This is a genomic window from Mucilaginibacter gossypii (assembly GCF_900100945.1).
Taxonomy (GTDB): Bacteria; Bacteroidota; Bacteroidia; order Sphingobacteriales; family Sphingobacteriaceae; genus Mucilaginibacter; species Mucilaginibacter gossypii.
Genome location: NZ_FNCG01000011.1, coordinates 16,273 through 42,617 on the forward strand (window position 1 = coordinate 16,273; position 26,345 = coordinate 42,617).

The following is a 26,345-nucleotide window of genomic DNA, read 5'->3' on the forward strand; positions in this document are numbered from 1 at the left end:
TTAACATTATTTATAATGAAAACGATATATACAAAGGCATTATTAACGCTATTGTTGGTAGCTGCATTTGCCATGGGATGCAAAAAGAGTGATTTAACCACAGTAAACCCTAACGCACAAACCACCCAAACGTTTTGGCAAAATGCCAGTGATGCCGTAAAGGGAATCAATGCGGTATACGGCAGTTTAATCATTGATGGTTCATACATGCGCTTTTCGCCGATAGTGGAAAACACAAGGGGCGATGATGCGACAAGCTATAGCCCCTGGGACCAGATCTATAACATGGGTAAGTTTAATATGCAAAGCACCGGTGCCGGTGTGCTGTTTTCATGGACAGCCTACTACCAGGGTATTTTACGCGCAAACGAAGTGCTGAAATATGTACCCGCCATTAATATGGATGCCGAACTGAAGAAACGTGTATTAGGCCAGGCTTATTTTCTGCGAGGCCTGTACTATTTTCACCTGGCCGATTTTTATAAAAACGTGCCTATGCCGTTGGTTCCTGCCGGCTCAAGTGCCGATTATTTTCAAAAACAACAGCCCCAGGATGTAGTTTGGGCGCAAGTGATCAGCGATTTTAAAGCTGCCGAAGGTATGCTGCCAACAACTTACAGTGGCTTATCGCCCGATGGACAGATAGGTCGCGCTACCAGGGGAGCAGCAGCGGCGTTTCTGGGGAAAACCTACCTGTTTACAAAAAAATACGCCGAAGCTGCTGCCGAGTTCAAATCAGTTATTGATATGGGTACTTATAGCCTTGTGCCTAATTACTACGATAACTTTTTTGCCAATAATGAAAATAACTCCGAATCAATTTTTGAGGTTCAGTTTTCAAGGGATGCCGGAGGTACTGATCTGGGCTGGGGAGGCGATCCGTCATCAGGATGGGGCCGTACATCTGCCCGTGCCATCACCTTTGGCGCGGCGAGCTTTGGTTTTACAGATGTGCAGCCAACGCCTGCATTATACAATGAATATCTGCAGGAGAAAACAACCAGCGGCGGTGTCGACCCACGTTTGGATGTAACCATGTATTACAACAAACCCGGCGAAAAATTATATAACCAGGATTTTGCCGCCCGCTACGCCGGCAGCTCCTCATTAAATGCCCTGTTTTGCCATAAGTATGAAAATGGCGACAGCGGCCAGGCCGATGAGTATGACTGGAGATCAGGTATCAACGAAAGATTGATGCGTTATGCTGATGTACTGCTGATGTACGCTGAGTGTTTGAACGAATTGGGCCAGACAAACGATGCTTATCAATACATCCAGCGGGTACGCAGCCGTGTTGGTTTGCCAAACTTAGCTACGGTAAAACCGGGCATGAGCCAGGCTGAGATGCGCGATCAGATAGGTCACGAACGTTTCCTGGAGTTTTCGTTGGAAGGTCACCGTTTTGATGATATCCGTCGCTGGGGCTGGTTACAGGATGCAACTAAACTGGCCTGGCTAAAGTCCCGCGACCCGGAATTTAATACCTATACCGCAGGTAAGGAGTATTTGCCGATACCGCTTAGCGAAGTGCAAACCAATGTTGGTTTGGTACAAAATACGGGGTATTAGCCCCATCCAACCTTAGTTAACAACCCTTGTCATTTCGATAGAGCAAGGGGGGGGACGAGCGAGGGGGCGAGAGAGAAATCTTGTACGATACACAAAGCGGATAAGCAAGTCCACAAAGTATGTAGTATAAGATTTCTCGCTATCACTCGAAATGACATGAGTTTTTAGATAAGAACGAGACGAACACGACGATGAATACAGCGAAAAATCTATATTTAATAACCGCATTGACAACAGTGCTGTTTTCCTGCTCAAAAAAGGAGACACCTGCGCCAACTAAAACGGATACTACCACGACTCCACCGGTAACAACAGCGTTTGATATCAACAGTATCAGTGATACTTATGCGGATATTGCGGCATTTACCTATTATCCTAAGTGGACAGTGTATAACGTGCATGACCCATCCATTAAAAAGTTTGGTGATTATTATTATTGCTATAGTACTGATGTGGCTTTTGGTACTGATGTAAGGCCGGGCCTGCAAATCCGCAGGTCGAAGGATTTGGTGCAGTGGGAGTATGTGGGTTGGGTATTTTCGTCATTGCCGGCGCAGGGATCTGCCTATATTACGGGTAAAGGCGGTACGCCTTACAACGCCTTATGGGCACCTTACGTAATGAAGGTGGGTTCGGAGTACAGATTGTATTATTCGCTTTCATCGCCTGTAGCACGCCTGAGTGTTATCGGTATGGCGACGGCTTCATCGCCTGACGGCCCCTGGACGGAGAAAGGCCTCGTTGTAACATCAACCAATGATGCCAGTATCCAAACCAACGCTATCGACCCAACCGTAATAACTACAACCACCGGCGAGCAGTATATGTACTATGGCTCGGCCTGGGACGGGATCTATATCCTTAAACTTGATCCTTCAACCGGCCTGGCGGCCAGTTCGGGCGATAAGGGCAAGCGCATAGCTAACCGCGGTTTTACCGGCGGCAAATACAATGGTAACATTGAAGGCGCGGAAGTGATCTACAACCCCGATCTGAAAAAGTATTTCCTGTTTATCAGTTATGACTGGCTGCAAACCAAGTATAATGTTAGGGTTGGGCGGGGCGATAGCCCGACCGGTCCGTTTTATGATTATAACGGGCATGACATCAATACCAATGAAGATCATGGCCCTATGATCCTTGCGCCATACCAGTTCAGCAACCAAAGCGGCTGGCAGGGCACAGGGCATTGCGCAGTGTTTGACAACGGTAGCGGGCAATATTACATGGCGCACCAGGGCAGGCCGGGTATTAACTCGTACTTTATGGACCTGCACGTTCGTAAAATATCATGGACAACCGACGGCTGGCCAATAGTATCGCCTGAGCGCTATGCCAATGTTGCTCAAACAACTATAGCTGCGACCGATGTGGCAGGGACCTATGAAAAAATCACGCTGAATTATCATGTTGTACCGGGTTATGGTACCGAGCAAACCAATCCGGATTTCCAGGTTTCAACAACCTTTAAACTGGACGTTGCCGGTACTATTGATGGTAACGCTGCTGATAAATGGACATTTACCGCTCCATGGCTTGAGCTTAAATACAGCAACGGCGATAATTACAAGCTAAAAGTTGAACGCGAGCGCGACTGGGAAAACAAAATAACATCAACCCTGATATTTACCGGGTTAGATAACCATGGCACTGCCATTTGGGGAAAGAGAAAACAATAGGTTTGTTTTTATATAGGTTGGTAGCCCTTCGGTTTAATTACCGGGGGGCTTTTTTAATCAAAGAAACCGAGATTGTTGGTGAAGCTATTTTGTCAGCGCCTTTTATTATTAGAGTAACTTATTCAAAAAGTTACGATAAAAACAAAAAAAGAGGTTGAATAAATATGGCGTCAAATCTTCTGTAAAACCTCCGCTGTTTTTACTCTTATCAGTTTTATTATCTGATTTTTAATTAGTTATGTATGTTTCATCGAATATACTAATTAGCTGATTATCAATTTGTTTTATTTTTATGCTGTCCCGCGTTTCAGACTCAAAAAATGGAACATTTGTTTTTCTGCAAAAAAGACAGCCGGCATTTTTTTAATTTTTTTTCGGGAATCAAAAAATTGGGACACCCGTTTTGTTACAATATAAGGATTGGTTTAACTGCATGGCCGAACGGTTTTTTTAGCCTGAATAGATTTTGTTTTCCACAATCCATTGTTTTTCTGTTACTTATTCGTATCTTGAATTTACCAAATTAACCTGAGTATTTATGAAAAGTGTAAAGCATATCCTGGCCCGTAAGGGAAACAATGTTACTGCAGTACCTGCTGATACCACCGTGTTTAACGTGTTGAAACTGATGGCCGAAAAAAACATCGGCTCGGTAGTGGTAACTGAAAATGGCAGGTATATGGGCCTGATGACAGAGAGGGATTACTCCCGTAAAATCATTTTAATGGGTAAACACTCCGACGAAACCACCGCTGGCGAGATCATAAGTACCAATTTCCCGAGGATCACCCCCGAATCATCAGTTGATGAATGCATGCTGATCATGAGCGAAAATAATATCAGGTATTTACCGGTGTTTGATGTGGCCGATCAGCTATGCGGTATTATTTCAATGAGTGATGTGGTGTACGAAACTATCCATTCGCAACGGGAAACCATTGAGCAATTGCACAGCTACATCCAGTCAACTTAAGCAAAATGCTTTTGGATTGCTGATAATGGTTAACAGGAGTTTTGTTTTTGCATAAATTAATCAAAGCAAATATTTAGGTTTGTTAACCACTCCGTTGTTATGAGGCGACCTCTTGTTTTTTTGTTTTTTATTTTAACTTCTTCTTTTGCTTTTGGTCAGCAAACGTTTGATGCTTTTTGCAATGATTTTGTAGCCGGCTACACTAAATTGCATTTGCCCCAACTTGAACTAAGCTACACAAACGGATTAGAACATATCGGCACCGCTGCTGATGTGCAAAAACAGTTAGCTTTTTTTAAAAAAGTTAAGACTGATTTATCAGCCTTCAAAGCAGGTCAGCTCAGCGAACCGGAAAACGTAGATTATCAGCTGATCAGCTATGAAACCGCCCTTAATTTAGAGCGGATTAAACTTGAGCAGGATTGGTTAAAAAATAAACCTGCTGTAATCCCCACAGGCGGCATTATCACTATCCCCAACGGCAAAGCCTGGTATGCCTACCTGCTAAAACGCTGGACCAGTGCCAGCGCCACTCCTGATGAGATCTACCAGTTTGGCCTTAGCGAAGTGGCCCGCGTTCAAAAGCACATCGAAGCTATCCGCCAGCAAACCGGGTTAAACGAAGATGATTTTTATAAGCACCTCAATGATCCTTCCTTTTTTATCATCGACCCGAAGTTAGTTCAGCAAGCCTTCGAAAATACCAAAGAGGTTATTTATGCCAACATGCCCAAACTTTTTAGTAATACCAACATAGCCCCGCTAAAAATTGTAAAAGGCGAAAACAGGCAACTGGCACAAACGCCCGGCTATTACGATAATAATGCGTTTTACTATAACCTTTTTGATAAGCCATACAATAAGCGGCAGGTCGACTGGCTTTTTATGCACGAGGGAGTTCCCGGCCACCATTACCAGGCGGGTACGGAGGCGCAAACCAAAACGTCGGCAGTGCAGCAGTTGTTTTATTATATGGGCTTTGCTGAGGGTTGGGCGGCATATACCGAAGAGTTAGGCAAACAACTTGGCGTATACAAAATGCCTTATGATGAGCTGGGTAAATGGGAGTGGGATATTGTACGGTCGGTACGCGTACCCTTGGATGTAGCGCTTAATTATTACGGCTGGACAGATGAACAGGCGCTGGCATTTTGGAGAAAGAATATCCGGGGGCAGGATGATATTGCCATGCGCGAAATTGCCCGCATGCGCCGCTGGCCGGCACAGGTAGTTACCTACAAGTATGGCGCATTACAAATACTGCACTGGAAAGAGGAATTGCAGCAAAAGCAGGGTGCCCAATTTAACATCAGGGATTTTCATTCACGCGTGCTTGATCATGGCTCGCTGCCATTGTTTATGGTTAAGGAGAATGTGTTTAAAAAAAGTTAAACTTTTTATCTTGTAAATCAATAGATGGAAAGATAGCACCAGAGGTGCTAAAGGGTTGTAGAATAATTATTAAAGGGTTTTAGCGTGCCTGAGGTACGCAACTTCTGCGCGTTTTACGGTAGCCTAAAATCCTTTGTTCAGCAGCTCCTGGTAACAATCTATATACTGGCCCACGTGGATGCCATCAATCAACGCGTGATTTACATGCACGGATACCGGCATGGTGCGCTTACCATGATGTTCTGTCATTTTACCAAACGAAACCTTAGGGCAGCTATCCATAAATGAAAACATGCGTGCATGTGACAGTGAGGTGAAATTGATCCAGGGTAGCGAAGAAAAACGGATTACATTGTTTAAAGCCTTGCGTTCAAGCAGGTTGTTACTTTGTACCCGTTCAATTTCCTTGTTGGCGTCGCGGGCAAAATCTTCGAACAAGGGATGAAAGGGCCATTCACCAAAGCCAAACGTGCCATTAGCCCGCGGAACTGTTGAGCTGGCATCAATCTGGTCGTAAATAAAAACATCATTGCCCTCCATACGATATTTGAAAGGCTCAATAATTTGCGAGGCAGCTAAAGACTGATACATGGTATAAAGGAAAAATGAGATCCCGTTATCCTTCACAAACTTATAGGCGGCTGTTACATCAACGTTTACGTTTACGCCATAATAGGGCTCCTCAAACTGTTTAAAAAAGTTGTAATGCTCTTTCCTGGTCCAATTTTCAATATCTATTTTTTGTTTCATAACTATTGCTGTTGCAATAATAGGGATATTAAGTCGGAAGTTAGAAGTCGTAAGTCTTAAGTCAAAAAGCAAATTTGTGGCTTAAGACTCATGATTGCAGGTTAACTTTTGCTTAATTTCGATAAACACTAATCTGCTTTCAAATGTCATCTGCAATAAACGATTCCCAATATCAAAAAGCCGAAGTTTTTAAAGCCCTGCATGAACGTGATGGCCTGTTTGTTATCCCTAATCCCTGGGATGCCGGTTCGGCTAAGATTTTAACAGGGTTAGGTTTTGAAGCTTTTACTACTACAAGCGCCGGATTGGCCTATGCGCTCGGCCGACCGGACGGGCATGCGATGATCGGTCGGGAGGAAACGCTTGATAATGCATTGGCTATTATCAATGCCACACATTTACCGGTAGCTGCCGATTTGGAGAATGGTTTTGGCGATACGCCGGAGATTTGTGCCCAAACTATCTTAGCCGCAGCGGGAGTGGGACTGGTTGGCGGCTCGATAGAGGATGCCACAGGTAACGACCGTGATCCCATTTACAATTTTGAGCTTTCGGTTGCACGGGTAAAGGCTGCTGTTGAAGCGGCGCGGAGTTTACCTTTTCATTTTATGCTAACCGCCAGGGCCGAAAATATGATCCACGGGAAAATAGACCTGCAGGACACCATAAAACGCCTTGTTGCTTTTGCCGATGCAGGTGCTGATGTTCTTTTTGCGCCAGGCCTCAAAACGAGGGAGCAAATAAACGAAGTAGTGAAGGCCGTAGCCCCCAAATCAGTAAATATTGTACTTGGCGCAGCAGGTTTTGATATTAGCTTCAATGAACTTGCCGGCCTGGGTGTAAAAAGGGTAAGTCTTGGTTCGGCATTGGCAAGGGCTGCTTTGGGCGCTTTTCAGCGGGCCGCTGTTGAACTTTCACAGGGAAGTTATGGTTTTGTAAATGATGCTGTTCCTTATTCGGAATTAAATAAGATTTTTGGAAAATAATCGAATCTGTTTCCTTGATTTAACCATGATGGTTTTTGAACTATTTTAACTTTTGGTCATGCCATAACCTGGTAATTTTCAGCGTGTAAAACCGATACATGTTGAATTGTCAAAATACCATTTGGTATATTGTTATATCTTTGCGCCGATTTTAATAAAACCATCATGTTAAACAGAGTAGTTATAACAGGTCTGGGCGCTTTGACACCGCTTGGAAATAATGTAAAAACTTATTGGCAAAACTTAATTGCCGGTAAAAGCGGCGCTGCAACCATCACCCGTTTTGATGCATCATTATTCCGTACGCAATTTGCCTGCGAACTGAAAGATTTCAATATCACAGATCACCTGGATAAAGCCGAATTAAAACGTACCGATACCTTCACCCAGTATGCGCTTGTTGCAGCCGATGAAGCTATCAAAGATTCGGGTTTTGATCTGAGCAAAATGGATCCCTTTGATGTTGGTATTATCTGGGGCAGCGGACAAGGCGGTATGGAAACTTTTGAGGAGCAGGTAACTGAGTATGCCAGGGGTAACGGACAGCCCAGGTTTAGCCCGTTCTTTGTACCTAAGTTCATTTCTAATATGGCTTCGGGAATGATCTCTATCCGTAACGGTTTTATGGGGATTAACTACACAACGGTTTCGGCCTGTGCAACATCAAATACAGCTATTATGGATGCTTTTAATTATATCCGTTTGGGTAAGGCTAAGATCATAGTTACTGGTGGTTCTGAAGCGCCTATAACCCCGGCTTCAATTGGGGGTTTTAGTTCGATGAAAGCTATGTCTGCCCGTAATAATGATCCGCAACACGCTTCAAGGCCATTTGATATTGATCGTGATGGTTTTGTTATGGGCGAAGGCGCAGGCGCTTTGGTGCTTGAAGATTATGAACATGCAGTGAGTCGTGGTGCCCATATTTATGCTGAAGTTACCGGAGCATCTATGACTGCTGATGCATACCACATGACAGCCACTCACCCGGAAGGATTAGGTGCTGCCCGTGCCATGCAGCAGGCCCTTACCGAATCGGGTTTAAGTATTGAAGACGTCGACTACCTGAACATGCATGCTACCTCAACTCCGGTTGGTGATCTTTCAGAGATCAACGCCCTGCTTGCGGTTACAAAAGGCAAAGCAACAGATACTATTATAGGTTCAACCAAATCCATGACTGGCCACCTGCTGGGGGCCGCCGGAGCTATTGAAGCTATCGCAGCCATAAAATCAATTGAAAATCAAATAATACCACCAACAATCAATACCACAACTTTAGACCCCGCTATTCCGGATAATTTGAAGTTTGTATTGAAAGATGCCATCGACCATAAAGTAAAAGTAGCCATGAGCAATACTTTTGGCTTTGGCGGGCATAACGGAATAGTGGTATTTAAAGCAGTATAAAAGCCATTGAAGCCTTACGAAGTTTTAAGAAACTTCGTAAGGCTGAATTTTTTAGACCGCTACGGCAGCAGTTTCCATGTTTTAAGTTCTTCTTTGATCACTACCATTATTTTGTTGGTTACCATACGGTTCAGGATCACTTTAGCGCCTATCCATAATAAGCTTTTGGTGAGCCAGCCAAGGTCTGCCACATTAAGCATAATGGTTTGGATACGATCTTTCAAGCCGCTGCTAAACCTGTCGATATCTTTTTCTTTAAGCGTGGGCCAGTTGGTACCCGAACTGAATTTAATATCGGGGAATTTGATATCTTGTTCAAATACCGGGATGATTTGGTAGCTATCGTTTTGTGTCGATTTAAATCTGGCCAGATCTGCATTAGCATAGCCATCTTTAAAAATGGGGTTAGTGGTAAGTGCTTTGGCTGGTATGGTAAAGTAATCACGCAAAAAGATCTTACAATTGTGCCGGCCTAAAAAGAAATCATGTACCCTGAATTCTTTATTTAAAAATCCGCTAAAACCGCTCAACGCACCACAGGCAATGGCTTGTTCGCCGGTTAGGTCTGTCGATTTGCCATCGGGCGTATCTACACGGCGCGATGGCGTGATCAGGTACTGACCTGCGCAATCATCATCCATTGCGTCTTTAATATTAACCGCTTTTGAGCGCATTTGCGATAGCATGGATGATAGCGTTAAACCTATCACATTTAATATAGCCCGTGATTGCGAAATTGGTTTTGGCGGTTGGGTAGGAAAAGGTTCAATCATCAGTACGGTTGAAACAAATTTGTTAAAGTTGTTATAATCAACGCTCGGTTGGGCTGTAAGGTCGTCTAAAACACTGCGTACTTTATCAAACGGCTCGTTGTTGATCATACCACCGTCGACGTTCAGGGTTTGATAACCGCCTGCATCAATTGGAGCATTGGTTAAGTAATTGCTTAACCATGGGTTATTGTTAACATACTGGGCGTCGCGTTTAACTATCCTTGATTGCAACCCAACCGGAAAGGCGCCGGTAGCCATTGCAGCGTCGGCGGCTATATCCGTGTTAATATTATTTTTCAGGTCAAGCGGCATCCATCCGTTATTATGCCCGGCAATGGCGTTTTCGGTAAGCTCAAAGCATGCGTAATCATTATGGATGCGCATATTATATTTGGTACGCTGTGAAGATGACGAATTGAACGGAACATTGTAGGCGTAGCCCTGCAGGTTTGTAAGCGTGGTAAAGATCTTTAAACCGGGTTTAATATAAGTGGGCAGCGGTTGCCATTGTTTTGGATCGGCGGTAACTACCCGTTTGGCAACATCATTAATAAAATCAGAATTCAGTGCCGATATTACACCCGAGCTTTTAATGTCGCTGGTATCCAGCATTTTTGTGAACATATCAGCCTGAATAAGGTCGACCCAGGAGTGGTAGAGCTTGTTTTCGGGATGCTCGGCTAAAAGATCTCCTGATGGCTTGTCGATATGGGTTATCGGGTTGTTAAGGGAGGATGCGGCCATTATACTGGTCATACCGCCTGCCGACGCACCGCCCATTACCGGGATCTGCACTTTGTGCGATGGTACGCCTGGCTCACTGCGGTGCTTGTCCCATTCGGCTAATGCCTGGAGCAGGTAATCAATAACGCCTGCTGTGTAAGCCCCGGCAGACACGGCTCCGGCCATACAAAGTCCTACATAAAATACTTGCTGATCTGAAGTTTTATCTGCTTCCATGAGATAGATATTAGGTTGGGTTGCTAAATTTAAAAAAATGACTGCACAAAATGATACGTGAAACTACGTGAGTTGATAGCGGGTTTTACCCGATCACATGGCTTTATCGGCTTTTTGCGGTTTGGGATGTTCCCTTGGTTTAAGTTCCCGGTCAATAATTTGTTGTTCAAAGCTTTTCTCGTCTTTGCGGTCGGTTTTTACTATCCATACTATTAATGTTATTAACAAGGTTATTACAATGCCTACTGTAAAATAATTGATTTGCATGTTTATATATTTGGTTAGCTAAATTTACCCCGGCTGTATTAACTGACAATTAAATTTAAGCATGAAATAAAATCAGCCACAAACCCTGATTCATGATTGGATAGGATCTAATAAAAAAATACACTATGCAGGCCCATGTAGCCGCATTACTCTTGCAGTTAAAGATCTTTGAGGCTGGCAGAAGTACAAATCCTGAAGCATCCGGCTGAACCTTTCTGGGGCGGTTATGCCGGTTTTATTGCCCATCCTGAAGGCAATTCCTGGGAAATCTGTTATAATTCGTATGTTGAAAAATGATGAATGCTTTAAACCTATAGTTGGACATGAATATGGTCGTCATGCCTTACCGCACGGCATCCGTGAAATCGTAGCTTGGGTGTTTGGATGCCCAGACGATTTTTTAAATGAGGTTCGATAAATATTTTATTGATGACATATTGCGATGCAAAGAGGGTTACAAGTGCCTTTGTTCGTAAACTATCAAAAGTAAAATTAACTTTATTGCTCTGGGGAACCATTTTAGTCAAAAAGCTGTACTGCCAATAACCCTTTATCAGGCAGGCCTGTGTTGTGTTGATTTCACCGGCGCGCGGCTCTTCACTAATTCCGTATCCGATTGGCGAAGGTGTTTTATCGGTTTCTAAGCCTGTTTTGTTATCAATATAAAAAAATGCAAGATCGAGTTTTTTACCATCGTTATGACTCAGGTGGGGCATAAGCGGAAACCCATTAATGAACGGAAAGCTCGCGTCAAGATAATTCAGGGCACTTCCCGGATATTTATGGTTCATTTCGGCAGCTACGGCAAATGCAGCCTGCTTAAGTTGTGGGCGAACATAATTACGATTGAACAGGCAGGTTAGCCGGTTTAGCGGCTTTAAATGATTGATTTGGGAGAAGGGGAGCGGCACCCTGCCCGAAAGTCTGGCAAGCGGAGGTACAATTAAAAAAGTGGTAAGGCAATATAACACCATAAAAACTACAGCCTTGGTGATTTGGCGGTAATATTTATTATTTAAGGTTTTGTTGATTAGTTTGTGCAGGCTAATTGAAATGAGATAAACCAGCCCACCAATTTGTGTAAAAACAGTGAGCAGGCAAAACAATAAAACGATGATTATGGGTTTTACTATTTTCAATCGGGATTTAAATTTCAATTTAGCGGTATCGTAAACCAAAAAGTACTGCCTTTGTCCACTTCGCTTTCAACCCCCATTTCGCCGCCGTGAAGCTCAATGATCTCGGCGCTGATATATAAGCCAAGTCCAAGCCCTGAATATTGAATACCCGAAGTATCAACCCGGTAGTAGCGTTCAAATAAATGCGGGATGTTTTCCGGCGGGATTCCCCTGCCGAAATCCTGTACCGATATTTTGGCCATGTTGTCCTGTTTACTGATATTGATGACAATCCGGTTGCTGTCGGGCGCATATTTAACCGCATTGTTTACAAAATTAACAACAACCTGGTCTATCCGTTGCCTGTCTGCGTATAGTTCCAGATCGGTGTCGCCTGTAAGCTCAAGTTCATGCGTACCTGCAAGCCTCACGTGGTCGCAGCATTCATTGATCATTTGGGCTGCCAAAAAATGTGTTTTATGAAGTGCAAGCTGCCCGGCGGTAATTTTTGAAACGTTAAGTAAGCTATCAACCAGCTGCTGCATTTTATTCAGGCTGCTGTTGCCGCGGTTAATAAACTGAGGGATCTTATCAGATGAGGGATCAACCTTGATCAATCTGTCGAGCAATTGCATGGACGCCTTGATCGATGTCATCGGTGTTTTTAGCTCATGACTGGCAACGCTTATAAAATCATCTTTTTGTTGTTGCAGGTGTTTAAATTCGGTTATATCAAGCAAGGTGCCCAGAATACGCAACGGTTTGTTTATTGAACCATAATAAACTTTGCCTTGCGCCCTGATCCAGCGTAAAGAGCCATTTGGCCAGATAATTCTTGCCTCATAAAAAAGTTTTCCGGTAGTAAGCGCGGTTTTATGAGCATTATTACGTAGTTCAAGGTCATCGGGATGCAGTGCTTTCAAAAATAAATCGCGGGGGGCATCTCGGCCAACTCCAAAAATAATGTTAAACCTTTCGGATGTAAGTATCTCTTCGGTAACCAGGTCAAGATCAAAGGTGCCTATTTCAGCAGCTTCAACGGCCAGCCTGGCCCTTTCTTCAGCTTCCTCAATTTTGCGGCGTGCAAAAACTTTTTCAGTTACATCAATGGCAATTACCATAATGGCGCTTATCTCGCCGTCAAAACCTTTAACAGGTTCATAAACAAAATCAATAAATACCATTTCGGGTACGCCATTGCGTACAAGCAGCAGTTTATGCTCCTTGGCGGTAATCGGTTGCCCTGTTTCAATAACATTATCCATTACGGGGGCATACAATTCGGCCGTTTCAGGGATGGCTTCCCAAACGCCCCGGTTTTCCATTTCTACACGTTTACGGCCTACCAGCTCAAGATACGAGTCATTCACTACTTCAATTACCAGATTATCGCTGTTTATAATGCAAATGCCCACGGGTGCTTGCCTCACCATGTTATACAAGGTATGCCTGCTCTCTTCCATAGCCTGTCTGGCATGTTCAATTTCGGTAACATCTGTCGAGAAACAAATAACGCCAACTATTTTACCGCGCGAGTTACGTACAGCCTGATAGGTAAACTTGTAATAATTAATTTGCCGTTTGCCGTTAATTATAAATTCGGCAGGTGCATTGTTGCCGTGATAAGTTTCGCCGGTACGGTATACTTCGCTTATGAGGCTGCTGAACGGCTGGCCCTGAAGGTCGGGTAGCGCCTCGTCAAAAGGTTTTCCAATTATCGACTTATCTTTCCCCCATGCCTTTAAGGTAGCATCATTGGCTATGGCAATGAGCTTATCCGGGCCCATACACATATACACCGGAAAAGGCGAGGCCTCAATAATGCTTCGGAAAAAGTTTTCTGTAGGTTCCAAGTTATGGCGTGGTTTTATTCGGTAAAAGATGCTCCCAAAAATAAAAATATTTTCGTACAGATTTAAATATGCAGGGCAGGTTCTGTTATGGTTTATTGATAATTAAAGAATTATCCGCACAGATTTTCAGATTAATTGCAGATCTGCTCAAAAAGTGCAAAAAATGATCTTTATAGGCGAAAGACACCAGCTTGCTGTATGGCCGGGTACGGTTGCATTGCTTAGGTGTGATAGGCATATTTTTTTGATCAAAGCCTACCCACATTTGATCAAAAAAATATCACAAATGAAAAATAAATTTTTATTGGCATGTATAGTAGGGTTATTATCTGCCAGCACCATGTATGGCCGTACGGCCGCCGAAACAGGATACGCCGGCGTGATCCGCGATTTCATTGACAGCCACATGACCTCCAACTTTAAAAAATTAAAATCAATAATGAGTGACAATTCTGTATTGAAGTTACCCCGCGGCGAAAAGGTACTTGTACAGGAAAAAGACGACCTGGTAAGCATGATGAAAAAGGATGCCGGTACCCAGCAAAATTGCCAGTCGGGTTACGAAGTGCTTGCCAAAAGCGATGCCATGGTAATTGCACGGGTTGATTTTAATTATGAAAACTGCACACAGCATGATTACCTGATCATCGAGAAAAATGAGCGGCAGGACTGGAAAATTACCCAGGTTTGCAAAATGTTTGAGGACATAAAAACACCTTTAAATAGCGACAATTCTGTGGTAGCCAAAAACTAAATTTTACTTCCTTAACCGACAATAATTAATCACCCTATTGGGGTGATTTTTTTTATTTTAATTAGCTTTAATTTAACTTTTTAATTGCACCCCCATACAGGTAATTTAATTTACGTTTTTAATTGAATAAGCTATCGCGTTTCCCCGTTTTTCTGGTTTTGTGTTTCCTGGCAGGTATGCTATTGTTTACAGGCCGGGCCCATGCACAGAAATACATTTTTGCGCACTATGATATTGAGGATGGGCTCATCCAGTCGCAAATAAACAAGCTATCCATGGATACCGATCATCGTTTGTGGATAGGTACATTTGGTGGCGCCTGCCGTTTTGATGGAAAGGATTTTACTGCTTATACCCGCTTAACAGGTTTACCTGATAATTACGTTGCAACCGTTTTTTCGGATAAGGGGGGCTGTACCTGGTTTGGTACCATGAACGGGCTTGCAAGGCTTTATAATGGGCGGATTATAAAGTATAAACCGGATATACCGGTTAAACGCTCTTTTGTAGGTAACATAACCCAGGATGGAGAGGGGACTATCTGGGTTACAGCTGCAGGGATGTTGTTCAGGGTGAAGAATGATAAGATGCAGCATGTCCCTATTAATGATGATCCTGATATTTTTATCACCAGTTTGGCTGTTAATAGCACAGGTTCGTTATATGTGTCTGTTTACAAAAAGGGTATATATCGCCTTAAAGGGCAAAAATGGGAACATGTAATTGATATTGATTCCCAATTTAGTGAGCAAATTATCAAAAGGATTTTTTTCGACCGTTTTGATAAAAACAAAACTTATCTTCTAACCCGCTCGGGTTTGTTATGCGCCAGGAATGGTATGGCTAAACCACTGGATGAAAAAAATATTACCGGAAAAATAAAAGGTCAGTTATTGTGCATTGAACAGGACGCTGATGCCAATATTTGGCTAGGTACCGATAATGGAGCCTATTGTATTATGAGTGATGGTGTGATCCACTATAACTCATCAAACGGACTTACCGATAACTCTGTCCCTGATATTTATTTTGATGCAGATAAAAACTTGTGGCTGGGCAGCCTTGGCAATGGCCTTTACCGCTGCGAAGGCGACAGATATACCGTTTTTGATCGTACACAGGGTATCCCCGAATCAAAAATAGTAATGTCGGTGACTGAAGACTGGAACAAAAATGTTTTAATGGGGATAGATGGAGCCGGTCTTTTGCGATATGACGGGAAAAAAACCAGCGAGGTACCTGTACCAATTGGTTCGCCATATTTAAAGGGGGTGCAGAGTTTATATACGGATAAAAACGGCACTGTTTGGATTGGTACCGGGCAAACCGGTTTATGGCAGTATGATAAAAAGGGTTTCAGACAGGTAAAAAATAGTTCATCTTTTGCCTGCAATTTTATTACTGCCGATGATAACGGTACTATATGGCTGGGCACGTCAATGGGCTGCTTCTATTACCAAAACGGCGGGCTGAAACAATTGGAGGGTATTCCCCCTTATTCGTCTGCAATGCTTAGCCTGGGGCGCGATTCTATTTTGATAGGCACCCAAAACGGTGTTATGCTTGCTGTAAATAAAAAGATAGTTTCGGGGTTTAAACTTAAATCTTTCCCGGCAACGGCTGTTTACAGCATGATCCGATATCGCGACCTGCTGCTGGTTGGTACAGATGATAGCGGGTTATACACCTGGGATATGACAACCGGGGCGGTAAATATCTATAATGTTGATGACGGACTCAAAGCGAATAGCATTTACAGTCTTGTTGCTGATGAACGCGGCCGCCTTTGGATGGGTACCGGTAAGGGAATTAACCGGATGCAATATGACCCTGCAAAGAAAACTTTTTGGGTAATTGATAACATAGGCTCAAAGGAGCCAGTGGTAGAGGCCAACCAAAACGCTATTATGCACCGTGGGCACGAGGTTTGGATAAGTACCACCAAGGCTGTTATGGTGTATAATACCATGACAAAAATGGTTCCCGCGCCGCCACCGCATGTGTTCATCAAATCGGTACAGTTGATGAAGGAGGATGGCGAAAAACGCTCTTCAATTGACCTTAATGACTGGGCCGAGCTTAAACATAATCAAAATCATTTATCGATATCTTTTCTTGGTGTTTACCTCAAAAATCCTGACGCGGTATCTTACCAGTATAAGCTGGTTGGGCTGGATAGTGCTTTTAGTTCGCCCATGCGCAATAATGTGGTCAATTATCCTTCGCTGCCGCCGGGTACATATACTTTCAAGGTAAAAGCCATAAGCCCCGACGGGCAGGTATCGCCCAAGATGGCCAGTTTCAGTTTTGTGATCATTCCGCCTTTTTATCAAACTTTTACCTTCAGGTTATTAGCCATTATATTTTTAGTTCTGCTGGGTTTCGGGGTACAAAATTTAGTTCATCAACGTAAAATAAAACGTCAAAAGGCAATTGAAGCCATGAAGCGTGAAGAGAAATTAAAGATCCGCCAGCAAACAGCCGAAGATTTTCATGACGATCTGGGTAACAAATTAACCCGGATCACCGTCTTATCAGAAATACTGAATGCCAAAATAGATAAAGAGCAAGCGGATCAGCGCGGAATTGTGGATCAAATAAAGCAAAACGCGGCATCACTATACAACGGTACAAAGGATATCCTGTGGGCGCTCGACCCTAAAAGTGATAACTTATATGAAACCCTGAACCATATCCGCGAAATAGGGATAGAGGTTTTTCATGATGTATCGGTTGATTTTGAGTTTGCTGCCGTTGATGAAGATATACAGCTGGTAAAACTGCCTATGGAATACAGCCGTAACATCACCATGATATTTAAGGAACTGTTAAATAACATCCTTAAACATGCCGATGCCGGACAGGTAGTTTTTGAGCTTGATCAGAGCGATAAAAACGCGATAGCACTCCGGGTTACCGATGATGGTAAGGGGTTTGATAGCAGCGCCGCCCATCGCGGCCGGGGGATCAATAACATTAATGCCCGCGCAAAACGGATCAATGCATCATTGCTCATTAATTCGGAAACAGGTAAAGGCACATCAGTAACATTAAAGTTTAGTAAAAATCAGTTAAGCAATTAAGCATGGCCCGTAACATTAAGGTAAGTATTATTGAGGATGATGAAACCCTGCGCGATGGCTATGCCTTTTTAATTGGTGCTACCGAGGGCTATGATGTGATAAGTACCTATTGTTCATATGACGAGGCTGCTAAAAAAATAGCTGCGGATAAACCCGATGTAATCCTGCTGGATATAGAGCTGCCCGGAGTTAACGGCATTGATGCTATACCCAAATTAAAAAAGCTGTTGCCCAATTGTTATATCTTGATCCTTACTGTTTATGAATCTGAAAAGCAGATTTTTAACGCGCTGGCCAACGGGGCATCGGGCTATCTTACAAAAAACACCCCATCAACCAAGATCATCGAATCGATAAAAGAAGTACGTGAAGGCGGCGGCCCTATGAGTATCAACATTGCACGCCTGGTGATCCGCTCATTTCAAAAAAACCAGGAATCGCCCTTATCCAAGCGGGAAACCCAGATCCTGGAGTTGATAGGCGAAGGCAAAAGCCGTGGTCAGATTGCCAATGAATTGTTCATTGACCTTGAAACAGTACGCAGCCATATCAAAAATATCTACCTTAAGCTTGATGTAAACTCCCGTGCTGATGCCATTAAACTGGCCAGGCAAAATAAGTTGATATAGTTAACGATGCTCCAGTGTTTGGGCACGGTCGCCTCGTTAGATAATCATATCCCCGATTCTGTCCCCACAGATTGCCTATTGTGAACTGATTTCACTAATTCACAAATCCCCCAAATAGGGGGATACTATCCCCCCGCGGGTAAAGTACCTTTGATATGTTAAGTAGTTTTAACTGACCGGCTACTGTAAACCCGCTTCAAAAATTATCCTGTTTGCTGCCCCTGACTAACAGGTTGGTTTCCATCATTAAAATCTGGTTTCCGTTAGCTACTGTAAAATGAAATTGAAATATATACCTGTGTATACAGCCGACTTTGAGGGGCAAATTGATTTTTATACTCAAAAATTAGGTTTCAAAATAACAGGTACAATGACATTTTACGAAGGCAGGGAAAGCACGGTGATCCAGTCGGATAAATTAAATGTGGCGTTGCTTGTAACTAATAATGACAGCAACAGTGATAAGAGTAATATTATCATTAACACTGCCGACTGTTTGAACGATTATCATGTGCTCCGTACGGCTGGCGTATTTTTTTGCAAATCGCCTGCGTATTTACCGGCCGGACTGGCAGCCGAATTTTTAGACCCGGCGGGGAACAAATTTATGTTACTGGAAGAAAGAAATTATAACGAACAATAAAATCATATCACAATGGACTATTCAAAAGTATTACGCAACAACAACAAGATTGTAAGCCGCACCGGCGGCCAGAGGCAGGGGCCGCAGTATACTTCAGATTTAAGCCTTCGCTTTGTATTAAGCGGTAATGAACGTTATGATATTGGCCGCAGGCATTTGTCCATATATCCCGATTCGTTCCTGATCCTGAACAGGGGTACACAATATTCAACCGATACCGATCTGGGGCAGCAGGTACAATCATTTGCCATCAATTTTGATCAGCAGTTTTTGCAGGATTTTAAAGATTGCTGGACCTTTGACAATGACACTTTGTTAACTAAAGGCTATGATAACGGCAAAATACAGCCCGAGTTTAATGAAACTATATATCCGTTTGCGGGCGATATCAAGTACAATGTATGTCACCTGAAACAACACCTGGATAATGGGATGCAGGATGAAATGCTGATCAACGAATACCTGCACCATACGCTCATTAATTATTTTCATATTTATAATGATGAGATCTGTAAAAAAGCAGAAAAACTCGACTTTTTGAACCAGGGTACCCGGGTTGAGATCCTGCGCCGTCTTAACCTGGCTAAGGAGTACCTGTACAGCAATTATAATCAGAATATTAGCCTTGAAGACCTTGCCGAACATGCCTGCCTTTCGGTTAATCACTTGCTGCGCACTTTTAAGCAGGCTTTTGGTTTAACACCGCATCAGTTTTTGATCCAGCTGCGTTTAAGACGCTCATTAATGTTGCTGAAGGACACCCGGTTTCCTGTAAATGAGGTAGTTGGCATGGTGGGTTTTGAATGCCCAAGTTCATTTATCAGGCTGTTCCGTACGCATTATAAAATAACACCGTTAAAATACAGGCAATCAGCATGATACGAAAATTTTTTTTGTGTGCCAAGATGGTGCTTTTCACACATGTAGCACGTACTTAACACACTATGTTTGCAGTACCAGATAGTTTTTTGTTAAGGATATTTGGTCAGTTAATAGTTAATGAAAAAGTCAGTAACGCGAGGTCACTGACTTTTTGTTTTTGAGGGTAGGAGGATGAGGAGAACATACAAATGATGTCATTGCGAGCGTAGCGCGGCAATCGCACGGAAGCATGACCGCCCTGTACGGTATGCGATTGCTTCGTCGTTCCTCCTCGCAATGACATTGAATGATGGTCCTGTCAAAAAAATATGCGAAAATCAACATTTGCCTTCCTTGCTGTAACATTCGCAAAAAAACATCGTCTTTTAAGTTAAAACCTACTGCTATGAAATTTTTTACCATACTGGCCGTTACCGGCGGATTGTTTTTTACTTCGCTCCAGATAGAAAAGACTAACATTGCGGGCATTAAACACAAAAACAAATGCTGCATGGACGCCAAAAAATCAAAATGCCCGCTTGCATGCAAACGGGCAAAATCGGCTAAATTGAACAGTTAAAAACGATACAGGGTTTCATCCCCTCAAAAGGCGTCCGGCGATTAAAGGGGAATCTGTTGCCGGCGCCTTTGCAGTGTTTATTAGTTCAGTTCAAATTTTAATAATTCAGCATCTCCTGCTTTTAGCAAAACGCTTTTTGTGTTTACATTAGTGCCTTGCAGTAACGATTTCGCATTTGCTGCTTTTCCGGCCTCCATACCAATCCTTTTCGGGTCGATAGTATAAACTTTATCAGTTTCACCATAATTAAACAGGGCCAGGTAAAAGCTGTTGCCAATTTTTTGCGTAAACTGCTCGGTTGTACCTGTTTTGGTGTTACCTTCAACTGGCCTGAAGGCTTTTCCATTTTGCACAATTTTCAAAATCTCAGGATTCTGGTACATAGCTTTTGCTCTGCCAGTCCATTGCCCATGTGTCGAAAAATCATCACCGGTTATGAACGTGCCGGTAACAACTGCCGAGAGCATCCTTGCCCTGTTTGCGCCCTCACTTTCGGTTGAAAGTACAACATGGTCGGCATCAATGTAATTATATAAGTAAGTTTGCCACCAGCCGTAATTTACGCTGTTGAGGGTATAGCGGGTATCTTTTACAGTTTTAAAAGCATCGCATGCAATGCGCCTCATATGCGCGTAACGCCCGGTTGCCAGGCTGGGAGAAATGGCAGCGTAAACCAGCATCTGATCACCCAACTGATCAATCAGGTGTTCCATCCCCCTTTTATACGCCTGCATACCGGTGGTGATTTTCGGGTCATAAAAATGGCTTGATTCGGCAGCCGCATGACCCAGAAAGTCGATCTTGATCATTTTAAAACCACAGGCTTTTAATTTACCAATTACATAGTCAATATGTTGAAGGGTACCCGGATGGGTTGGATCGGTTGCACGCGCACCGTCAATATCATGATAGGTGTCGCCAACTTTTGTCCATGTTTCGCCGTAGGTGTAGTTGCTGCCTAAAACTTTGCGGTCGGGGCCGCCTTTCCAGCCCCAGTCGGTAAAGGGGGCCCAATACACGCCGGGTTGCAGGCCTTTGCTTTTACAATAATCCGCAAATGATTTCAGCTTACCAAAATCACCTTCCCAGCCACCGCTGATCATATTATCCCAAAACGAATCGAGATCAATAAACGCCGTATTGCCGTTGCGGAATGCAGGGATGCTATCGGCAAAAAAATCCGCTACTTTGATAGCTTTATCGTAGTTGAGTTTTTCCTGCATAACGCCCCAGCTGTTCCAGCCAACAGGAGTGGGTTTTGTCCAGTTAAAAATGTAAGGTGGTTCGGCAATGCGGTTGGCTTTACCAAACTCTTCCATGCCTTTGCGCCAGTCGGCAAACCAGCCTACAAATACTTTAGGCGATTTAACTGTATTGCCGCTGATATAGCCATGGGCAATTTTATCGCGGTTTACAGCTTCCTCGGTGTAGCCTCCCCATACTTCAAAGGTGTTGGCACTATCTTTTTTGGCGATGGTACGCACACCAGTTTTCCAGGTTTCATGCTCAACGGATCCAAACACCAGGCCTTTGCGACTACTGTTATCAAAAACAGTCCCTACTTCGGCACTGGTATTGGTGAGCGGTGCTTTAAATGCTTTTGAATCATAGCTAATGAAGGTATCATTATCAAAAGGCACAAATACCGAACGGGTATCGCCGGGTATTGCTGCCATATTACCGGCTATTGGCTCCATGTAATTTGTTTTCAGGTTTTTGCCTTCAACATAAAGCTCCACAAAAAAGTAACCTTTATGCGATGGGTAAGTATAAAACACCTGCATCATGTTTGGCAAATTATTGCCTGTTAAAGTGAAAGTGTGTTTTACACCTTTGCCAAAGCCATCGGTTATTAAGGTTTTGGCATAAGCAATGCTTTTGTATGCTGTTGAAGTAATAAATTTTCCGTTGACGCTTGCCTTGCTATAGCAATTGCTAAGTACAGTTTTGCCGTTTTCGATAACAGAAAAAGTGCCGGTTTTTTGGTCATAGCTGATGTTGCCGGCCGGGCTATATGAAAATGATATGCCGCCTTGTTGGGAGGGTTGATTAGTGCTGGTTTTAGCTGATGCTGAAGCAATTGCCGGCTGCCAAACGCAAAGCAAACCGGACAATTGCACAGCAATTATAAAACAATTAAGAAATTTTCGCATGAATTTTAGGTTATTAAATGTCTAAGTTACATTTTATTAATTATGTACAAATATGCTATTGGAATTTTAGCGGATTCGTTACACCGTGTGGATTTAATAAAGAAAAACTTGTTGTAAATAAGGCGTCCTTTTAGGATGCCTTATTTGTTTGTAAGAGCTTATTAAGCTTTAACGGCCATTATGCTCTTGATCTGTCCGTTAATTTTTACTTTAACTGTGCGCGGAGTGGGTGAGGTTACTTTGTAAGAGGTTATTTTACCATCTTTCCATTTCATATCGACGGTAAAATTGCCGCGGGCTTTAAGGCCTTTAACCTCGCCCTGTGCTTTCCATGCATCAGGGATAGAAGGAATAAAATCAATAAACCCTGCATGGCTCTGGATCAGCATTTCAGCAATACCTGCTGTTGCTCCAAAGTTACCGTCGATCTGAAACGGAGGGCCTGCGGATAACAAGTTAGGGTATACGCCGCCGCCTGCACCGTAGTTAATATCGGTTTTGATGGTTGGCTTCATCAACTCTTTAAATAGTTTGTAAGTGCGGTTTCCGTCATGCAAACGTGCCCACCATAGTATTTTGTAAGCGATAGACCAGCTTGGGCCGTCGTCGCCACGTACTTCCAATGTTTTCTTAGCGGCTTCGGCAAGGGCGGGAGTAGCTTCCGGAGTTATTTCAGATGCAGGGAATAAACCATACAAGTGGGATACGTGGCGGTGTTGCGGTTCGGTTTCTTTATAATCCTCCAGCCATTCCTGGATGCGCCCATCCTTAGATATAACACCCGGGGGCGGGAGCTTTTTCACTTTAGCAGCCAGTGTTTTGCTGAATGCCTCGTCCTTACCCAGCACTTTACTTGCGGTGATCACATTGTTGAACAACTGGCGGATGATCTGGTTATCGATAGTTGGACCTACGCAGATGCTGGCATGTGTGCCATCGGGCAGATAAAAACTGTTTTCGGGCGATGATGAAGGTGAGGTGACCAACCAACCTGTTTTGGCATCACTGATCAGCATACTGTTGTAAAATTGGGCGGCACCTTTCAGTATCGGATAAATTTGTTTCAGGTAATTTTTATCGCCTGTAAAATCATAATGTTGCCACAGGTTATCGCAAAGCCAGCCCGAACCTACCTTACAAATGCCCCATGATGCGCTTTCGCCAGGCTCGGTAAAGCCCCAGGGGTTAGTAATTACGTGGGCTACCCAACCATCGGCGTTATAGTAGGCTTTAGCTGTTTTTTCGCCATGTGGTACCATGCCTTTAACCAGGTCGGCAAGGGGCAGGTTAAGTTCTGACAGGTTAGAAACTTCAACCGGCCATTGGTTCATTTCAATGTTAATATCCAGGTGATAATCGCCGTTCCACGGGGTGTGCACTTCGTTAGCCCATAAACCTTGCAGGTTGGGTGGCAACAGGCCTACACGGGTGCTGCAGATGCTGAGGTAGCGGCCAAACTGGTAGAATAAAACAGGAAGCCCTTTATCCGCATCTGGATTAGTATGGAAAGCGAGAAGCCTTTGATCGGTGGTTAGTTTATCTGCTTCTGAAGCGCCAAGATCAACTTTTACGCGGTTAAAGAGTTTCTGGAAGTTGGCGATATGCTGCTGTTTTTCCAAAGCATAAGGCTTTTTCATAGCGGTCTTTAGTGCGCCGTCCATTTTGCTGAGATATTGCGGATTCTTAAAATCTGTACCCGCCGATATATAAATGATCACCTCGGTTGCGTCTTTAATAACCAGCGAAGTAGGGGTGCTGCTTAATGAACCGCCGGTTAGTTGCGCCTTTACCCTTGCTTTGTAAGCTACGCCTTTGCCGTCGGTACCATTATCCAACTGACCGGTAAGATCAAGCTCGTTACCTGCTGTACTGGTAGCCCCACGTTCCGGGCGACTGATATTAATGTTCAGGTTAAGCATTCCCGGTTTATCAGCGCTTAGTTTAATCACGTCTACATCATCGCCAAAACTGGTAAAGTACTCACGTTTGTAAGTAACGCCTTTTACCTGGTAAGTGGTTTTGGCCAGCGCGTTGTTTAATGAAAGCTCACGTTCATAGTTTTCGTATTTTACGTCATTGCCCTCAATGCCATTGTATTGGTAGTTCAGGTTCAAGTCGCCCAGCATCTGGAAGCAACCGAAAGGCACTCCGCCCGATCCTTTACCCGTGCATACAAATGATTTATCGATAATGGCTTGCGCTTCCACATTTTTTCCGGCGGCAAGCAAGCTTCTTATTTCGGGCAGTTTTTTATAAGCTTCGTAGTTATTGGCATCCTGCGACGATCCTGACCACATGGTGATATCATTCAACACTACTTTTTCGGCAGTAACATTGCCATCGGGCATCATTCCTAACCTTCCATTGCCAAGTGCAACGGTTTCTTCCCAGCGCTGTGCAGGCTGTTTATACCAAAGTTTTAATTGTTTTGTTTGTGCGTGAGTAAACGTTGTAATACCTGTTATTATTACAGTTATTAGCAGGGGCGTTCTTTTTAGCATGTTTATGTTAATTAGGTTTTCTGTTTTTATTTTATTTACCTGCGGCAATTACAGGGATTTCTTCGGCGTTTTTATTCAATTCCAACACAATCACATTGCTGTTAGCATCGGGTAAGGTTTGCGGCAGGTCAATGATATAGCCTGTGGCATCCGGTTTATAATTTACTTTGGTCCCGCCCAGCACGTAGGCATTGGTTATGTTAACACCCGGCAGGTTAGGCAGCACAATTTTATCACCTTTTTTCTGAAATATGTGCAAATAGATCTTGTTTCCCTTGCGTGTAACAGCATAGTTATCATTAGGGGCAATGGGCCCGCCTTTGGTGCCATAAATGCTTTCACCGTATTTTTTTAACCATAAGCCCATTTGCTGCAGGGTTTCAACCTGTCGTGCTTCAATGCGGCCATCGGGCATTGGCCCAACGTTAAACAACAGGTTCCCATTACCGGCGGCAGTTTTCACCAGAGTTTGGATACATTCCTGCACTGTTTTCATTTTATCATTAGGTTTCCATGCCCATTGCTGGCAGATGGTAATGCAGCTTTCCCAGGGCTCATTCATATTAAGCTGACCGATGTGCTGCTCGGGGGTAAGATAATCACCTACCGATTGATCGTTCAGCTTTTCACTTTCTTTGCCTAAGCGGTTGTTCACAATAACGTTTGGGTCAATACCTTTGATGAATTTGTAAATTTCCTGTCCGTCGGCGTTGGTCCAGGGTTTTTCCCAGTAACCATCAAACCAAAGCAGGTAGGGATGATATTTGGTGATGAGTTCTTTCAACTCATTCTTCATTTGCGTTTTAAAAGCTACCATATCGCCCTTAACGTTCTTTGTCGAATCGTAAGGGTTTGGGATAGGATAGTTAGGGTCGTGCCAGTCGAGCACAGTATGATAGATACAAAAAAGCATGCCCTGCTTTTTGCAGGCTGCGGCAAGTTCGGCTACCATATCGCGTTTATATGGCGTTTTGCTGATGTTATAGTCGGTAAATGCCGATGGCCATAAGGCAAAGCCATCATGGTGTTTAGCAGTGATTACCAGGTATTTCATGCCTGCATCTTTGGCAGCTTTTACAATGGCATCGGCATTAAATAAAACCGGGTTAAACTCCTTGTACAGGTTATCATAATCACCCTGCGCTACTTCTTTGTTGCGGCTCCAGCCAATTTCGGTACCGCGTAAGGTTACCGGTCCAAAGTGTACAAACATGCCGAAGCGTTTGGTCATGAAGTCATCCAAAACCGCTTTGGGCGTTTTTACAGATGCAGTTTGCTGAGCAAAGCTGAGTTTGATTACAGAAAACAGGTAAAGGAGAATAATTGCCGGTTTTTTCATTGCGGAATTTTTGGGGTGAACATTATAGAGGTCTTGGTCTTTATACTTTGTAAAATATGACCAGGCCGC

Annotated in this window: 20 protein-coding genes; 12 read left to right on the forward strand and 8 right to left on the reverse strand. The window is 43.5% G+C overall.

All coding sequences use genetic code 11. The features are described 5' to 3' along the window. Positions 1-15 precede the first annotated feature (15 nt). The 4 genes from BLS28_RS18835 to BLS28_RS18855 all read left to right on the forward strand — a co-directional run bounded on the left by BLS28_RS18835 (position 16) and on the right by BLS28_RS18855 (position 5,616). Entirely contained in the window at positions 16-1,572 is a 1,557-nt protein-coding gene (locus BLS28_RS18835) for a RagB/SusD family nutrient uptake outer membrane protein (RefSeq protein WP_091171045.1), read from the forward strand. Positions 1,573-1,808: 236 nt separating this feature from the next. Then, the gene (locus BLS28_RS18840; protein ID WP_256337488.1) at positions 1,809-3,251 is read left to right on the forward strand and encodes an arabinan endo-1,5-alpha-L-arabinosidase; all 1,443 of its coding nucleotides are present in this window, start codon (positions 1,809-1,811) and stop codon (positions 3,249-3,251) included. 538 nt (positions 3,252-3,789) lie between these two features. After that, a complete protein-coding gene (locus tag BLS28_RS18850; protein ID WP_090524079.1) occupies positions 3,790-4,224 on the forward strand; it encodes a CBS domain-containing protein in 435 nt (144 codons plus the stop codon). Positions 4,225-4,323: 99 nt separating this feature from the next. Next, positions 4,324-5,616: a DUF885 domain-containing protein gene (locus tag BLS28_RS18855; RefSeq protein ID WP_091171057.1), complete on the forward strand. Its 1,293-nt coding sequence runs from the start codon at positions 4,324-4,326 to the stop codon at positions 5,614-5,616. Positions 5,617-5,739: 123 nt separating this feature from the next. On the opposite strand, the gene BLS28_RS18860 is transcribed toward BLS28_RS18855, so the two are convergent. After that, the gene (locus tag BLS28_RS18860) at positions 5,740-6,366 is read right to left on the reverse strand and encodes a CatA-like O-acetyltransferase (RefSeq protein WP_091171060.1); all 627 of its coding nucleotides are present in this window, start codon (positions 6,364-6,366) and stop codon (positions 5,740-5,742) included. Positions 6,367-6,509: 143 nt separating this feature from the next. Between BLS28_RS18860 and BLS28_RS18865 the strand changes: the two genes are divergently transcribed. Together BLS28_RS18865 and fabF are read left to right on the forward strand one after the other, a co-directional pair. Continuing rightward, positions 6,510-7,352, forward strand: a complete 843-nt coding sequence (locus BLS28_RS18865) for an isocitrate lyase/PEP mutase family protein (protein WP_091171062.1) — start codon at positions 6,510-6,512, stop codon at positions 7,350-7,352. Positions 7,353-7,517: 165 nt separating this feature from the next. Then, positions 7,518-8,762, forward strand: coding sequence for a beta-ketoacyl-ACP synthase II (fabF, locus tag BLS28_RS18870; protein ID WP_091171066.1), 1,245 nt, complete (start codon positions 7,518-7,520; stop codon positions 8,760-8,762). 59 nt (positions 8,763-8,821) lie between these two features. Here fabF and BLS28_RS18875 read toward each other — a convergent pair whose 3' ends face one another. From BLS28_RS18875 to BLS28_RS18885, 4 genes are all read right to left on the reverse strand, one after another. Continuing rightward, positions 8,822-10,495 (reverse strand): patatin-like phospholipase family protein, encoded by a 1,674-nt coding sequence (locus BLS28_RS18875; RefSeq protein ID WP_091171069.1) that lies wholly within the window; start codon positions 10,493-10,495, stop codon positions 8,822-8,824. A 93-nt stretch (positions 10,496-10,588) separates the two neighbouring features. Then, the gene (locus tag BLS28_RS30950; protein ID WP_176844512.1) at positions 10,589-10,762 is read right to left on the reverse strand and encodes a hypothetical protein; all 174 of its coding nucleotides are present in this window, start codon (positions 10,760-10,762) and stop codon (positions 10,589-10,591) included. 311 nt (positions 10,763-11,073) lie between these two features. Then, positions 11,074-11,901 carry a hypothetical protein gene (locus BLS28_RS18880; protein ID WP_091171575.1) on the reverse strand — a complete coding sequence of 276 codons (828 nt, stop codon included), beginning with the start codon at positions 11,899-11,901 and terminating at the stop codon, positions 11,074-11,076. 14 nt (positions 11,902-11,915) lie between these two features. Beyond that, positions 11,916-13,733 (reverse strand): PAS domain-containing sensor histidine kinase, encoded by a 1,818-nt coding sequence (locus tag BLS28_RS18885; RefSeq protein WP_091171072.1) that lies wholly within the window; start codon positions 13,731-13,733, stop codon positions 11,916-11,918. 286 nt (positions 13,734-14,019) lie between these two features. Here BLS28_RS18885 and BLS28_RS18890 point away from each other — a divergent pair, with 286 nt between their 5' ends. The 6 genes from BLS28_RS18890 (at position 14,020) to BLS28_RS30955 (ending at position 20,283) form a co-directional block, all read left to right on the forward strand. Then, entirely contained in the window at positions 14,020-14,487 is a 468-nt protein-coding gene (locus BLS28_RS18890; RefSeq protein WP_143020820.1) for a hypothetical protein, read from the forward strand. A 122-nt stretch (positions 14,488-14,609) separates the two neighbouring features. After that, entirely contained in the window at positions 14,610-17,570 is a 2,961-nt protein-coding gene (locus tag BLS28_RS18895; protein WP_143020821.1) for a ligand-binding sensor domain-containing protein, read from the forward strand. Between the two features lie 2 nt (positions 17,571-17,572). Further along, complete coding sequence (locus BLS28_RS18900; RefSeq protein ID WP_090524105.1) at positions 17,573-18,199, forward strand: response regulator transcription factor; 627 nt, start codon at positions 17,573-17,575, stop codon at positions 18,197-18,199. 277 nt (positions 18,200-18,476) lie between these two features. Continuing rightward, a complete protein-coding gene (locus BLS28_RS18905; protein WP_091171082.1) occupies positions 18,477-18,842 on the forward strand; it encodes a VOC family protein in 366 nt (121 codons plus the stop codon). A 12-nt stretch (positions 18,843-18,854) separates the two neighbouring features. Further along, complete coding sequence (locus BLS28_RS18910; protein ID WP_091171085.1) at positions 18,855-19,721, forward strand: helix-turn-helix transcriptional regulator; 867 nt, start codon at positions 18,855-18,857, stop codon at positions 19,719-19,721. A gap of 388 nt (positions 19,722-20,109) precedes the next feature. Continuing rightward, entirely contained in the window at positions 20,110-20,283 is a 174-nt protein-coding gene (locus BLS28_RS30955) for a hypothetical protein (protein ID WP_176844513.1), read from the forward strand. Between the two features lie 80 nt (positions 20,284-20,363). Here BLS28_RS30955 and BLS28_RS18920 read toward each other — a convergent pair whose 3' ends face one another. The 3 genes from BLS28_RS18920 to BLS28_RS18930 form a co-directional block, all read right to left on the reverse strand. Continuing rightward, positions 20,364-22,436, reverse strand: a complete 2,073-nt coding sequence (locus tag BLS28_RS18920; RefSeq protein ID WP_091171093.1) for an alpha-amylase family protein — start codon at positions 22,434-22,436, stop codon at positions 20,364-20,366. 161 nt (positions 22,437-22,597) lie between these two features. Further along, positions 22,598-24,937 (reverse strand): glycoside hydrolase family 95 protein, encoded by a 2,340-nt coding sequence (locus BLS28_RS18925; protein ID WP_091171578.1) that lies wholly within the window; start codon positions 24,935-24,937, stop codon positions 22,598-22,600. Positions 24,938-24,968: 31 nt separating this feature from the next. After that, entirely contained in the window at positions 24,969-26,276 is a 1,308-nt protein-coding gene (locus tag BLS28_RS18930) for an alpha-L-fucosidase (protein ID WP_091171095.1), read from the reverse strand. Between the last annotated feature and the right edge of the window lie 69 nt (positions 26,277-26,345).